This window comes from Natribacillus halophilus (genome assembly GCF_900100185.1).
GTDB classification, from domain to species: domain Bacteria; phylum Bacillota; class Bacilli; order Bacillales; family Marinococcaceae; genus Natribacillus; species Natribacillus halophilus.
In genome coordinates this window covers 57,643-72,518 of record NZ_FNEN01000008.1, presented here as the reverse complement: position 1 = coordinate 72,518, position 14,876 = coordinate 57,643, and the positions used below count along the sequence as shown (strand labels likewise).

The window sequence follows — 14,876 nt, the reverse complement described above, 5'->3', positions numbered from 1 at the left end:
TCGGGCCGGCTCCACTGTCTTTTGAGGGATCACCGAGCCCTTCTGATCCCTCTCGTACCGGCTCCACTGTCTTTTGAGGGATCACATCGCTTTTCTGATTTCCTGAAATAGTTATTTTTTGACGTTACCTTGGCCCCGGATCAGGCACATGTTTTATATGCCTTGATCCCGGGTAATTTTGTGTAGATCAAACGTTGGAGTGGGGGAATAAACCATGTCATTTCATGCACTCGTTGCAGAAAAAGTGAATGATAACGTGCAGGTGAATGTAAAAACCTTAACCGAAGATGATCTCCCGGAAGGTGACGTACTTATCCGTGTTCATTATTCCAGTGTGAACTATAAAGATGGTCTTGCCACGCTCGCCAAAGGCAACGTTGTGACCGGTTATCCGATTGTGTCGGGGATTGATCTGGCAGGCGTCATCGAGGACTCCCAAGACAACCGCTATCAGGCAGGCCAAGAAGTGATTGTCACGACATATGACCTTGGTGTATCTCAACACGGAGGGTACAGCGAGTACGCGCGTGTGCCTGCTGATTGGGTAGTTCCCATGCCCACAGGTCTGGACGCACGATCAGCGATGATCTACGGAACAGCAGGTTTTACTGCTGCTTCATCGGTGAATCAGATTGAAGATGGCGGCATCATGCCTGAAGACGGTGAAGTGCTCGTCACGGGCGCAAGCGGCGGTGTAGGCAGCCTGGCCGTTGCGATGCTCGCGAAGCGGGGTTTTCAAGTGACGGCAAGCACTGGTAAAAAAGAAGCCCGGGAAGAATTACAAGCGCTGGGTGTCACGAAGATTGTTTCCAGAGAAGACGTTCAACCGGAAAAAATCCGCCCCCTTGATAAAGGACGATGGGCAGCGGTCGTGGACCCTGTAGGCGGGCAAACGCTGGCTTACGCTCTCAGCACGACAAAGCAACATGGCATTGTCGCTTTGAGCGGAATGACGGGTGGCACTTTATTTAAAGGCAATGTTTTTCCGTTTATTCTGCGGGGTGTGCAGTTGCGAGGCATCGAAACGGGCTATTTGAATACAGAGCAACGCCAGCATATCTGGCAACGGCTAAGTTCCGATCTTTATATACAAGACAAGTTTACGGGCATGGTTCATGAGTATAGCCTTGAACAACTCCCCGACGCATTCGATACGATATTAAAAGCACAAATGCGCGGACGTGCGATCGTTAAGATGTAAAAAAATAATGAAAGTCCTATGGTTCCCGTCGTTTTCACAGTGATCTTCACCAGGCCATTCATATTTATGATTGCAAGTCGATCTTAAGTTTGTTATTCTCAGTCCTCGTGCCTTTTTACAATTTACGAGGAGGTTAATTACTTGGAGAGAAAAACTGATTGGCCTGTGTTTCTTATTAGCGGTGGGTTCCTTGTACTTTTTGTGATCGCATCGTTGATTCAAGCCGACTTTGTCGCTGACTTGGTCGATCTAACATTTGGGTGGGCGACGTCCTATTTCGGGGCTTTTTGGCAAGTGTTGATGGTGTTCATATTTGCAGTGGCGATCGGATTAATGATATCAAGATATGGACATGTGCGTTTAGGTGTTCAGGATCGTCCTGATATTAAAAATTTTAAATGGATTGCGATGATTATTACGACGTTAATGGCGGGCGGTGGTGTATTCTGGGCTGCTGCTGAACCAGTCTCCCACTTTCTGGAGACTCCGCCGATGTATGATATGCCCCCCGGAGAGGAAGCAACCATTACTCCGGCGTTGGCTCAATCGTTTCTGGATTGGGGGTTTTTGGCCTGGGCCGTCAACGGAACCCTGGCGACAGTTGTCATCATGTACGGGCAATCAAAAGGGATGCCTTTGAAGCCAAGGATACTGCTTTACCCTATTTTCGGGGAAAAAATCATGGGAAAAAGTGCATTGGGGACATTGGTTGACGCTTTCTCCATCGTTGCGGTGGCTGCCGGGACGATTGGCCCCATTGGATTTTTGGGATTACAGGCCGCTTACATGATGGATGATCTGTTTGGTATCCCTAACGCATTGATTACGCAATTGGCCGTGGTGTTAGGTCTTGTGTTGATTGCAGCAATATCTGCAATGACCGGTGTTCATAAAGGGATTCAATTTCTCAGTCGTTTTAATGTTATTTTTGCCTTAGTGTTAAGTGTCATTATCTTATTGATTGGTCCCGGACGTTTTATCATTGATCAATTTATCGGCTCGTATGGCATCTATGTACAGGATTTTTTGCGACTTGCTTTTTACCGGGGCGATGAGGGCTGGCTATCACAATGGACGTTATTCTTTTGGGGATGGTTTATAGGTTATGCACCGATGATGGCGATTTTCATTAGCCGTATTTCCCATGGGAGAACGCTTCGCGAATTGTTTTTGGCTGTCATCATTATCGCCCCGTTGGTCATGAACTTTTGGTTCACGGTGGTGGGCGGAACCGGTATTTTCAATGAGCTTCAAAACCCGGGCTCCGTCGGTGGGCCTCTTGAAGAAGGAGGCCAGGCAGCAGCCATTAACGCGATCGTTACCCAGCTTCCGTTAGGCTTTTGGATCGCAGTAGGGTTTCTGCTGGTAACGATTGTTTTCGTAGCCACCACAGCGGATACATTATCTTACACGATATCGATCACCATTTCGGGCAAAGATAATCCGCCGAGAATGATGCGTGTGTTCTGGGCGATCATGATGGGGGCAGCAGCTTCGATGCTCATCGTGCTTGGAGAAGGCAGCGTAGATGCCTTACAGTCCTTCATTGTGGTGACTGCGGTCCCCGTGTCACTCATCTTGTTGCCAACACTATGGCTTGCACCGCGAGTGGCGAAGAAGATGGCGAAAGAACAACGGATAAAATAAAGCAACATGGCGAAACGACCTTGCATTCAAAAGGATGCAGGGTCTTTTTCATTTTTTTCGTATACATTGGCAATACTAGGCAGAGATTGGCTAAAAGGAGGGGTATCATGCCTGCGATTCAAGCGGTGGCAACGGCGATCCCTCCGTATGAGGTGTCGCAAACGGAAGTAGCGAATATGGTCCGAGACCTTTTCACAGACGACTTTGCTGACATTGAGCGTTTGCTGAAGGTCTTTGATCATGGACAAATCGAAACGAGACAGTTCGTGAAACCGTTGGAATGGTATCAAGAGCCCCACAGCTTTGGAGAAAAAAATGAAGCGTTCATCCAAAATGCCGTCCAGCTGGGCGCGGAAGCTGTTGAAAAATGCATAGCAGCGGCGGAGGCAAATCACGATGATTTAACGGCCTTCATCTCGGTGACGAGCACCGGTATCGCCACGCCTTCCATTGAAGCGCGCATTATGAATAAATTGCAGCTGCCGATACATATGAATCGAATCCCCTTATGGGGGTTGGGCTGTGGCGGCGGTGCCGCCGGTTTGGCGCGTGCCTACGAATATTGTCGTGCCTATCCGGAAGCGCAGGTGCTCGTTCTCTGCATTGAACTGTGCAGTTTAACGTTTCAGCATGGGGATCGCTCTAAGAGCAATTTAATCGGGACATCTTTATTCTCGGATGGCGTGTCTTGCGCACTTGTTGTAGGAGATAAGGTGCAACTAAGCAACGAACCGCGTCCCTGCATTACCGCTACGCAATCAACGATGCTACCGGATTCGGAACGCGTCATGGGTTGGGATGTCTATAATGAAGGGATGCATGTTGTGTTCTCCAGAGATATCCCTTCTATCGTTCACTCATGGGTGGGGCTGAATATCGTCCAGTTTTTAGAGCGACTGGGGAAAACCGAAAACGATCTGACAGCGCTGGTTGCTCATCCGGGTGGAAGAAAAGTACTGGAAGCTTATGAAGATACACTGAATTTGTCGGCAAACCTTACAGCACCCGCGCGAAAAATCCTTGCGAACCACGGCAATATGTCCTCGCCCACGGTGCTGTATGTCCTCGAAGACATACTGTGTGAGAATTATCCGAAGGGAACTGAAGCTCTCGCAACGGCCCTTGGTCCGGGGTTCAGCTCTGAACTACTTTGGCTTGAATGGAGGTAAGTGAATGTTACTGTTTGTGCTTTTATATCTGTGGGTGATTTTCCAGAGATGTTTTGAGTTATGGGTAGCGAGAAAAAATGAAGCGTGGATGAAGGCCAAAGGCGGCGTTGAACACGGCAGCGAGCATTATCCGTGGATGGTGGTGCTGCATACCGCTTTTTTATTGTCACTGCTGTTCGAGGCGTATCTCAATGATTTTGCGCTTTTCACGGGCTGGCCTATTTTGTTGATTCTTTTTCTCGGCGCTCAGGGGTTGCGCGCGTGGACGCTCACTTCACTCGGGCGTTTCTGGAATCTGAAAGTCATCACCTTGCCCGGGGAAACGATCATTCAGAAAGGTCCTTACCGCTGGTTGAAGCATCCGAATTACCTCGTGGTGATGGCGGAAATTCTGTTGTTGCCGTTAATGTTTCAGGCTTATGTAACGGCGGTTGTTTTTACGATCGTGAATGCGTGCATGCTCTTTTTTATTCGCATTCCCATCGAGGAGCGCGCGCTTGAAGTCTACGACCGTGTCGAACCCCGCGAAAAATAATGCTTTCCGAAAGTGGATTTTCATGATATATTTTTCCGGCAGATATCATCATGGATCCGGGAGGATTGACCGCTTTGGGAAGTTTTTTGCTCGAAAATTTCTGGACGTTGCTTCTTATTATTTTAACGATTAATATTGTTTACGTAAGCCTGTTCACGCTTCGCATGATTTTGACCCTTAAAGGCGTGCGTTACGGAGCGGCGGTCGTCGGCATGTTCGAAATCACTGTGTATGTGACGGGGCTCGGTCTTGTCCTTGATAACATGACCTCCGTGCTGCACGTGATGGCATATGCGTTAGGGTTTGGCGTTGGCGTGCTCGTCGGAATGAAGATTGAAGAGAAGCTGGCTTTAGGGTATATTACGGTTACCGTGATTACAAAAGAGTATGAACCGGACATCCCGAATCGCTTGCGTGACAAAGGCTATGGCGTGACGAACTGGGTGGCGTACGGCCGGGAAGGGGAGCGGCTGATGATGGAGATATTAACCCCCCGCAGATCGGAAAAAGATTTGTTTGAAACGGTAAAAAAACTCGATTCCAAGGCTTTTATCATTTCTCATGAACCAAAAAATTTCAACGGCGGGTTCTGGGTGAAAGGAGTACGCCGATAAATGGGGAAAAAGGTTAAGTACGAAGTCGAAGCGAATGAAACGATTGCAGAATGTTTAGACAGAATAGCAAATGACGGGTATCAGCCCGTGCGCCGGATTGAAAAGCCTATTTTTCAGGGCGGAGAAGCAGACGTTGAAGTCGCGAGACAGGTCATTCAATTTGAGGTGAAAAAGAAATAGGGGTGGAACCATTTATAAATTGCTGATCGCAGATCGTGACAAAGAAGAAATACAGGGCATACAGTGGTTTCTCGCGAAGTATTCCATGCCGATCACGACGATACGAACCGCTGAGTCGCTTTCAGATTTGGTGGATGAATTGGAGAATAGTCCTCCGGATATGGTCTGTATGGAACTGGAAATGATGGCGAGAGATAAATGGGAAGTGATTAAATCCTACCTTCCACCTTCGTCCCAGGTGATGGCCATGACGGCTGAACCTACGTTTGAAAGAGCGATGCAAGCATTGGAACTGCAGGTGGTAGACTTATGGGTTAAACCATTGTCCCCGCCTCAAGTTAAACGCGCGTTGCAAAAGGCGGTGGAAAAGTTATCTTCAGTATGGGATCATCCGCTTGAACAGGAGGAACAACTGAGCTATGAATCACTTTTTATCGAAGATGGACATCCTTATCCATTTCCGGTGATGTTACTAAAACCGGAAAATATCAATGATCTGACCCATTTACGAAAATTTATCGAACAGTTCGATTTTTATTATGATCCCCTCGTGTTCTCCCTGAGTGATCGTATTGCCCTTGTTTTTAAACATGAATATCGAGATCCGCTGGCCCTCTCCCACCGTTTTTTGCGGGAATGGTCCTTGGTTGCAGGCACGCCTTTAGCGGTCGTCGTTCATAAACAAAAAAGGGAAGCGTCGCTTCATCAAGTGTATGGAAAATTGCGCAAAAGAATGGAAATCACATTTTTCACCGGTTATAATCAAGTGTTGGATGCGGAAGCGGTTAGTGATTGGCAAGTGATCGACCCTTTTTTAACGATGGAGGAACAGCGCAAATGGGTCTATATGCTGGAAGAAGGAAGAGGAAACGAAATAAAAACGTGGTTGTATGAAGAATTTTTTGCCTTGGAACCTCCCTATCCGGAGCCCGGTTTACTGCGGACTCGCTTGACGAGTATCCTTGCACAAGTGCGGCGTTTCATGGATCGTAACGGCGTCGAAAACGAAGAGATGGAAGCGTATTACAAAACGACTTTTGATAAAATTTTATATAGTCCGGTTCTTTATCGGATCGTTCAGGATATGTTTCTTTTTATCAATCACCTCGTTGATTTACGGACCCTTCCTTCCACGGGGAAGACAGGTGCCGTGGAGCAAGCGGTTTCCTATATGGAAGAGCAGTTTGCCGATGCTAGCCTGACCTTAACCAAAGTCGCAGCATATGTGGAGCTGAGTCCTTCCTATCTCAGTCACTTACTATCCAAAAGCTATCAACGATCGTTTCGTGAGATTCTGCTCTCCATTCGCTTGCAAAAAGCGAGGGAAATGCTGCGCTATTCAGATGAGAGTATACAAAATATCGCCTGGGCTATCGGGTTTAATAATGCCAATTATTTTAGCCGTGTGTTCAAAATGTACACAGGACAAACGCCCAGGGTTTATAGACGCTCCGACTAATAGCCGCTGCAGGGACAGCGGTTTTTAGTGAATAAAATTATCATTTCAAAAGAAAGTGCTATAAATGATAACGTTTTTCCGTATATATCTTCATGAAAACGTTGTATTTTTATATTAATTTAAAAGAAGATCGTCTATATTTTTCAATTCTTCCTTGCTATGATGGCATTAATAAAACGTTTGGTACAGAAAGGAAGTAGCTTGTGAAAAACGTTGAGCAGTATAGAGGGTCACAGTTAAATACAAAAGGGTGGGTACAGGAAGCGGCTTTGCGGATGTTGAATAACAATCTACATCCGGATGTAGCCGAAAATCCGGATGATTTAGTCGTGTATGGCGGCATTGGCAAGGCGACACGTAATTGGGAAAGCTATGATGCGATTGTGGAAACTTTGAAAACGCTTAACAATGATGAAACGTTGCTCATTCAATCGGGAAAGCCGGTAGCAGTGTTTCAATCACACGAAGATGCGCCCAGGGTGCTCATGGCCAATTCGAACCTTGTACCGGCCTGGGCGAAGTGGGATCATTTTCATGAATTAGATCAAAAAGGGTTAATGATGTACGGACAAATGACTGCCGGAAGTTGGATTTATATCGCAAGCCAGGGCATCGTGCAAGGAACCTACGAAACGTTCGGGGAATGTGCCAAACAACACTTCGGAGGCTCTTTGGCGGGAACGATCACGGTAACTGCCGGTCTTGGCGGTATGGGTGGTGCGCAACCATTGGCCGTCACATTGAACAGCGGTGTGTGTATCGCTATTGAAGTCGATGCCCATCGCATGAACCGTCGTCTGGAAACGAACTATTTGGATGTTTCTACGGAAAGCCTGGAAGAAGCCTTACGGATGGCAGAGGAAGCGAGAAATAAAAAAGAAGCGCTGTCGATCGGTTTGTTGGGTAACGCGGCAGAGATTCTGCCGGATATGATCAAGCGAGGGTTCATCCCTGACGTTTTAACCGATCAAACGTCTGCTCATGATCCTTTGAATGGATATGTTCCGATTGGTATGAACGTGGAGCGAGCGGCAGAAATGCGCAAGGAAGATCCGGCTGCCTATACGAAACAATCCCGGAAAAGTATAGCGTCTCATGTAGAGTCTATGCTCCATATGCAAACGCAGGGTGCGATCACGTTTGACTATGGCAATAACATTCGCCAGGTCGCAAAAGACGAAGGAGTGGATCATGCCTTTGATTTTCCCGGCTTCGTGCCGGCTTATATCCGTCCGCAATTTTGTGAAGGGAAGGGACCTTTTCGCTGGGCAGCGCTCTCCGGAGATCCGGAAGACATCTACAAAACGGATGAAGTGATTTTAAAAGAGTTCAGCGAGAATGAACATTTATGCAACTGGATTCGGATGGCGCGGGAGAAAATCAGCTTCCAGGGACTACCTTCGAGGATTTGTTGGCTGGGGTATGGCGAAAGAGCGAAATTCGGAAGAATCATCAATGATATGGTCGCCAGCGGAGAATTGAAAGCGCCCATCGTTATCGGACGCGATCATCTCGATTCCGGCTCCGTCGCTTCTCCCAACCGCGAAACAGAAGCAATGAAAGACGGAAGTGATGCGGTCGCGGATTGGCCGATTTTGAATGCGCTTATCAATAGCGTTGGCGGAGCCAGCTGGGTGAGCGTTCATCATGGCGGCGGTGTTGGCATGGGATATTCCTTGCATGCGGGCATGGTGATCGTAGCCGATGGAACAAAAGAAGCGGAAAAACGTCTCGAACGAGTTTTGACAACTGATCCCGGTATGGGGATTGCCCGTCACGTCGATGCCGGCTATGAACGCGCGGAAGAGACAGCGAAGCACCACGATATGCAAATGCCAATGTTGAAAAGGAGCGAATCATAAATGGGAAAAGCACTATTTATTTCCAACGCGGCGCAATTGATTACCATGGCTGATCATACGGAGCAACCGGCAAAAAAAGAAGCCATGTCTCATCTCAATCTCATTGAAAATGGAAGCCTTCTTATCGAGGACGGGAAAGTTGTCGAAGTCGGACGTGATGATGATATGCGCGACAAGTATAAAGATCGCATCCAAGCAGCTGAACATTTGGATGCCAGCGGCAAAGTCGTCACTCCTGGTCTCGTTGATCCTCATACTCATCTTGTGCACGCAGGGACGAGAGAAAATGAATACGCGATGCGACTACAAGGCCAAAGTTACATGGATATCATGAGTGCCGGCGGGGGGATTCACGCGACAACCCGCGCCACCCAACAAGCCGGCCACGAGCAGTTATATGAAGAATCGTGGGAACGACTGCAACAATTTTTGATCCACGGGGTAACGACCGTGGAAGCGAAAAGCGGCTACGGCCTAACACTTGAGCACGAACTGAAACAACTGGAAGTCGCTCATGAGTTGCAAGCGGACCACCCGGTGGATATTGTCTCGACGTTCATGGGAGCTCATGCCATTCCGATGGACGAGAAAGATAACCCGGGACCTTTTGTTAATCGTGTCATTGACGAAATGATTCCGGTCGTTGCCGAAAAAAACTTGGCGGAGTTTAATGATGTATTTTGTGAACGAGGGGTTTTTACACCGGACCAATCAAAGAGAATTCTGGAAGCAGGCAAAAAATACGGCTTAACACCTAAGATCCACGCGGATGAAATTGAACCGTACGAAGGCTCGGAGCTCGCTGCAGAAGTAGGCGCCATTTCTGCCGATCATTTGCTAAAGGCTTCTGACAAGGGTATCCGGGAAATGGCCGCTGCCGACGTTGTCGGTGTGCTATTGCCGGGAACCGCCTTTTTCCTTATGGCTGAATTTGCCCGGGGAAGGCACATGATTGATGCCGGGTTGGCCGTCGCTCTTTCTACGGATCAGAATCCGGGATCATCACCGACGATTTCACTGCCGTTTATCATGAACCTCGGCTGCCTGAAGATGGGAATGACACCCGAAGAAGTGATGACTGCGACGACGATTAATGCCGCCCATGCCATTGGTCGTGCCGATGAGATCGGCAGTTTGGAGCCGGGTAAAAAAGGGGACGTGACTATTTTTGATGTCCCGAATCATCTGACCTTATCGTACAAATATGGAATGAACCACGTCGACACCGTCGTAAAAGATGGACAGGTGCTTGTGGCAGGTGGACAATTACAATGATGCGTTATCCATACCCCATGCTCGATAAGCCAAATCGAATCTGGAGTCGCCAAACAGACCAAAAAGAAGACCTGAAAGTGCATGAATGGATTGAAAACGTTGGGGAGTCAGTCCCGGATTGGCGAGACTACGATGTCACCATCCTCGGTGTACCCCTTTCCAAGTCGTCCATCAGCACATCGGCCGCAAGCGAGAATCCGGAAGCGATGCGTGAAGCCTGGAAATCATTTGGGACCTACAATTTAGATGAAGATATCGATTTGGCCCAGCTTAAGGTGATTGATCTCGGAAATGTGAAGCAACATGTGACGGATATTGAGTATACGCATAAGCAAATTCAGGAAGCGATGGTGGCAATGAGGACTCATCATCCGCATACCTTGCCCCTATCGCTTGGTGGAGATCATTCTATTACAGCGAAATTGGTGGAGGGATGGAAACAAGCCCATCCTAATGAAACGATCGGGATCCTTCAGCTTGATACCCATTTTGATTTAAGGGATCCGAATACGCTTGGCCCGGCCAACGGCACGCCGATCCGGCAGTTGATTGAGAGTGAAACGGTTCAGGGCGAATATGTTCACAATATCGGCTTGCACGGTTTCTTTAATGCCAAAGAGCTGAAGACGTATGCGGATGAAGCAGGGATACACTATACGACGATGAAGCAAGCGAGAAAACGAGGTATCTCCAGCGTGATCGAAGAAGCATTGGCTCAACTGGAGGACAAAGTAGACACGATTTATCTCACCACGGATATGGATGTCCTCGATATCGTGCATGGACCGGCCGCCCCGGCAGCAACCCCCGGCGGAATGTATTCGGAAGAACTGTTCGAGGCGGTGCAAATCGCAGGCGAACACCCGAAAGTCAAAGCGATGGATATTGTCTGTCTTGATCCGCGCAAAGACGTTGGTACAAAAAGTGTGAAAGCTGCGGTGCATACGATGCTTTCGTTTTTGACAGGGTATTGTAGGCGTTAAAATGAATTGACTTCCGAAATGAAGACGAATAAAATTAAAGGTGAGTGACATTAGTCTTTAGTTAGTAGTGTATGTCATTCATGACTTGAAAGAGTTGTTAATATGGCATTAAACGAGAACTTTCGCATCGGCCGCAGTGCTCTTCTTTTGCTTCTGAATGAAGAAGATGAGCAGCAACACGAACGTCTTGCTAACGCCGACTGGCATTATTGCACAGGGAAAGTCGGTTCCATGGAGGCGCACAAAGTTGTAGCGGCCGTTGAAACAGCTGCGAAAAATAATCAGATCATTAATAAAGATCTCTACAGGGAAGGTCACGCGTTGTATCATGCCATTATCGAGGCTCTACACGGTGTCACGAGAGGCGAAGTACAATTAGGTTCGGTGCTACGGACTGTAGGTTTGAGTTTTTCTGTCGTCAGAGGTTCGCCGTATGAAAACAGTGAAGAAGGCGAATGGATCGCGGTTTCCCTTTATGGAACGATTGGTGCGCCGGTCAAAGGTGCTGAGCACGAAACGATCGGTTTAGGTATCAACCATATATAAATGAGCCCATAGTTATGAGCAGATAGGGGGCTATATTAAGGAACACTTGACGTGTTTCTGATATAGCCCCCTTTTTATGTATAAAAAAAAGAGAAGGTGATTTAATGTTAATCCTGGACGGGGCGTCCCTGAATCTCGAGGGAATGAAGAAGCTTTTATATGAAAAAGAAAGACTCACTGTTTCTGCCCACAGTCTTGAAAAAGTGGAAGAAAGTCGAAAAGCGGTTGAAAAAATCGTGGCTGAGGGTAAAATTGTATACGGGATTAATACTGGCTTCGGCAAGTTCAGTGATGTTTTGATCGAGAAAGAAGATGTCGCCGAGTTGCAGCGCAATTTAATTCATTCCCATGCTTGCGGGGTGGGTGAACCTTTTCCGGAAGTTGCATCAAGAGCCATGCTCATTCTCAGGACGAATGCATTGTTAAAGGGCTATTCTGGTGTTCGGCCGCTGCTTATTGAAAAGCTGGTCGACCTTATCAACGCTCATATTCATCCAGTCATCCCGCAGCAAGGATCGTTGGGTGCCAGTGGTGATCTCGCGCCACTCGCCCACCTGGCGTTAACGTTAATGGGGGAAGGAGAGGTATTTTATAAAAAAGAAAGGGTTCCCGCGGCAAATGCTTTAGAGGAAGAAAGGATTGAGCCCATTTCCTTAACCGCGAAAGAAGGATTAGCGCTCATCAACGGCACACAAGCGATGACCGCCATGGGGGTAGTGACTTATCTTGAAGCGGAGAACATCGCATATTATGCGGATCTCGTCAGTGCAGTGACAATGGAGGGCCTGCGTGGGATTATAGACGCTTTTGACGCTGATATTCATCTTGCGCGCGGTTATCAGGAACAGATTGACGTCGCCGCGCGAATCAGGCAGTATTTGAAAGATAGCAGATTGACGACGAAACAAGGAGAGTTAAGAGTCCAGGATGCGTATTCCATTCGCTGCATTCCGCAAGTGCATGGCGCCACATGGCAAACATTGGGCTATGTGAAAGACAAATTGGAGATTGAAATGAATGCTGCCACGGACAATCCACTTATCTTTGATCAGGGAGAAAAAGTTATATCCGGAGGCAATTTTCACGGGCAGCCCATCGCTCTTGCCATGGATTTCCTGAAAGTGGCGATCGCGGAAATCGCCAATATTTCGGAGAGAAGGGTGGAAAGGTTAGTGAATCCGCAGCTCAATGATTTGCCACCGTTTTTAAGCCCTTCACCGGGACTGGAATCCGGCGCGATGATTATGCAATATACGGCCGCATCATTAGTATCCGAGAACAAAACACTGGCGCACCCGGCGAGCGTCGATTCCATCCCTTCTTCGGCCAATCAGGAAGACCATGTAAGCATGGGGACGATCGCTTCCCGCCATGCTTATCAGACCATCGCAAACACACGTAAAGTGTTAGCCATAGAAGCCATTTGTGCATTGGAAGCTGCCGAGTATCGTGGTATTGATCGCATGGCGTCGAGCACCCATACATTTTTAAAACACGTTCGCGCATTTATCCCGCCGATTACGATGGACCGGATTTTTTCAAAAGATATTCAAAAGATGGATGAGTGGTTAAAAGAAACGGCGAAGCACTGGAATGCGGTAACGTCGCAATAAAGTCATGAAGGAGGAAATGCAATGTTAAATGCTGTCATTATTTCTGTTCTCGTCCTCGTCGTATTAAGTTTACTACGTGTCAATGTGATCCTTTCCTTGCTCGCGGCTGCTCTTGTCGCCGGGTTAGTATCCGGCATATCTCTGATTGATACGACTGAATTACTCGTGTCAGGTATGGGCGGCATGGCGGAAACGTCCCTGAGTTATATCCTGCTTGGGGCGTTCGCAGTCATGATCGGGTACTCAGGTATTACTGGTTTAGCCATCAAAAAATTGATCAGAGTTTTAAAAGGAAAAAAAGCCTTTTTACTTTTAACAATCGCTGCTGTTGCCTCTCTCTCACAAAATCTGGTCCCCGTTCATATAGCCTTTATTCCGATATTAATTCCGCCTCTATTACAATTATTCGATAGGATGAAAGTTAATCGAAGAGGCGTGGCTGTATCGCTCACCTTTGGACTGAAGGCACCTTACGTCATGATTCCGGCAGGTTTCGGGTTAATTTTTCATGGGGTTATTGTGGACGCAATGAACGACAATGGGATGCCTGTTAGTTACGGAGATATCCCTGTAGCGATGTTAATTCCGGGGCTTGGAATGGTCGTCGGCTTATTATTCGCAATTTTTGTGAGTTACCGGAAAGACAAAGAACCTGTATCAGCAGATACGGATCATCAGGAAATTGCAGCAGAGACGGATGAAGAACGTTCTTTTACAAAATTTCATATGTTTACGATTATCGCAATCGTTGCTGCGCTCGTTGTACAAATTGTAAGCGATTCCCTGATACTCGGTGCCCTGACAGGGGTTGCCTTGATGTTTTTATTCCGGGTAGTACCGTTCAGATCAGGCGAAGAATTTATGAACGACGGGGTAAAGATGATGGGTATGATTGCCTTTATCATGTTAATTGCATCGGGATACGCAACGGTTTTGGAAGAGACGGGGGCGGTGGATCGGTTGGTTGAATCTACAACAGAGATCCTCGGGGACAACATGTTCGTAGGTGCAGTAACGATGTTGCTGGTAGGCACGATTGTAACAACAGGAATAGGGACATCATTTGGTACCATACCGATTCTGGCAACCTTGTTTGTCCCTTTAAGTATGTCCATGGGCTTCTCTCCATTAGCCACGGTAGCTTTGATCGGTACAGCAGGAGCCATCGGTGATGCCGGTTCACCGGCTTCCGACAGTACTCTCGGATCGACAGCCGGGTTAAACGCAGACGGGAATCACAATCATATTTGGGATACTTGCGTTCCGACGTTCCTGCACTTTAATATTCCGTTGTTTATCTTTGGGTTGGCAGCGGCGATGATGCTTTGAGCTTAATATGTCAATGAAAACTCTCCTTATCTGAGTGTAAGGAGAGTTTTTCACAATAAATGGTGCCAATTTCTCCGTCATCTGTCGTAAGTCTTCTTCGGCGGGTTTTGTTATGATGAAATGATACACACTCACTCCGACCAATATCTTCTATAGCTTCATGGAATGGTCTGACTTTGTTTTCTTCCTTTGCTTTGATCCCTTCATCCAAAAGTTGATACAGTTCAAATTTTCCGACGAGCTTTTCGTAGGTAGCGATACTCATGACTGCTAAATCACCTTTTCTGTTTCTAGTGATGTAAACAGGCTCTGAATTCTCGTGGCAAAAGTCAGAAATCTCGTTGTATTTATTTCGAATGTCCGAACTCGGTCTGATTTCCGGCATGTTGATCACTCCAGTTATAAGGTATACATATTATATCGACATATAGATATATATTCAAGGGCTTGCAGGGCGGGCCAC

At 47.4% G+C, this 14,876-nt stretch carries 14 protein-coding genes; 13 read left to right on the top strand and 1 reads right to left on the bottom strand.

Going from position 1 to position 14,876, the window contains the following annotated elements; translation table 11 throughout:
- The first annotated feature begins 214 nt into the window (after positions 1-214).
- The 13 genes from BLS58_RS10395 (at position 215) to BLS58_RS10335 (ending at position 14,413) form a co-directional block, all read left to right on the top strand.
- A complete protein-coding gene (locus BLS58_RS10395; protein ID WP_090398651.1) occupies positions 215-1,201 on the top strand; it encodes an acrylyl-CoA reductase family protein in 987 nt (328 codons plus the stop codon).
- A gap of 141 nt (positions 1,202-1,342) precedes the next feature.
- On the top strand, positions 1,343-2,848 hold the full coding sequence (locus BLS58_RS10390; RefSeq protein ID WP_090398650.1) for a BCCT family transporter: 1,506 nt from the start codon (positions 1,343-1,345) through the stop codon (positions 2,846-2,848).
- A 107-nt stretch (positions 2,849-2,955) separates the two neighbouring features.
- Positions 2,956-4,017: a type III polyketide synthase gene (locus tag BLS58_RS10385; RefSeq protein ID WP_090398649.1), complete on the top strand. Its 1,062-nt coding sequence runs from the start codon at positions 2,956-2,958 to the stop codon at positions 4,015-4,017.
- A 4-nt stretch (positions 4,018-4,021) separates the two neighbouring features.
- Positions 4,022-4,552: an isoprenylcysteine carboxyl methyltransferase family protein gene (locus BLS58_RS10380; RefSeq protein WP_090398647.1), complete on the top strand. Its 531-nt coding sequence runs from the start codon at positions 4,022-4,024 to the stop codon at positions 4,550-4,552.
- A gap of 74 nt (positions 4,553-4,626) precedes the next feature.
- Complete coding sequence (locus BLS58_RS10375) at positions 4,627-5,166, top strand: DUF2179 domain-containing protein (protein WP_245723135.1); 540 nt, start codon at positions 4,627-4,629, stop codon at positions 5,164-5,166.
- On the top strand, positions 5,167-5,346 hold the full coding sequence (locus BLS58_RS10370; protein WP_090398645.1) for an NETI motif-containing protein: 180 nt from the start codon (positions 5,167-5,169) through the stop codon (positions 5,344-5,346).
- A 19-nt stretch (positions 5,347-5,365) separates the two neighbouring features.
- Positions 5,366-6,805 (top strand): response regulator transcription factor, encoded by a 1,440-nt coding sequence (locus BLS58_RS10365; RefSeq protein ID WP_090398643.1) that lies wholly within the window; start codon positions 5,366-5,368, stop codon positions 6,803-6,805.
- A 203-nt stretch (positions 6,806-7,008) separates the two neighbouring features.
- A complete protein-coding gene (gene hutU / locus BLS58_RS10360) occupies positions 7,009-8,667 on the top strand; it encodes a urocanate hydratase (protein WP_090398642.1) in 1,659 nt (552 codons plus the stop codon).
- On the top strand, positions 8,668-9,942 hold the full coding sequence (hutI, locus tag BLS58_RS10355) for an imidazolonepropionase (protein ID WP_090398641.1): 1,275 nt from the start codon (positions 8,668-8,670) through the stop codon (positions 9,940-9,942).
- Positions 9,942-10,925, top strand: coding sequence for an agmatinase family protein (locus tag BLS58_RS10350; RefSeq protein ID WP_090398812.1), 984 nt, complete (start codon positions 9,942-9,944; stop codon positions 10,923-10,925). Before hutI ends, BLS58_RS10350 begins: the two co-directional genes overlap by 1 nt.
- Before the next feature lie 102 nt (positions 10,926-11,027).
- Positions 11,028-11,471 (top strand): histidine utilization transcription antiterminator HutP, encoded by a 444-nt coding sequence (gene hutP, locus BLS58_RS10345; protein ID WP_090398639.1) that lies wholly within the window; start codon positions 11,028-11,030, stop codon positions 11,469-11,471.
- A 104-nt stretch (positions 11,472-11,575) separates the two neighbouring features.
- Positions 11,576-13,084, top strand: coding sequence for a histidine ammonia-lyase (gene hutH, locus BLS58_RS10340; RefSeq protein ID WP_090398637.1), 1,509 nt, complete (start codon positions 11,576-11,578; stop codon positions 13,082-13,084).
- A 21-nt stretch (positions 13,085-13,105) separates the two neighbouring features.
- Positions 13,106-14,413, top strand: coding sequence for a Na+/H+ antiporter family protein (locus BLS58_RS10335; protein WP_090398635.1), 1,308 nt, complete (start codon positions 13,106-13,108; stop codon positions 14,411-14,413).
- A gap of 10 nt (positions 14,414-14,423) precedes the next feature.
- Here the strand turns inward: BLS58_RS10335 and BLS58_RS10330 are convergent, their stop codons facing one another.
- Complete coding sequence (locus BLS58_RS10330; RefSeq protein ID WP_090398633.1) at positions 14,424-14,798, bottom strand: type II toxin-antitoxin system Phd/YefM family antitoxin; 375 nt, start codon at positions 14,796-14,798, stop codon at positions 14,424-14,426.
- Positions 14,799-14,876: the final 78 nt, after the last annotated feature.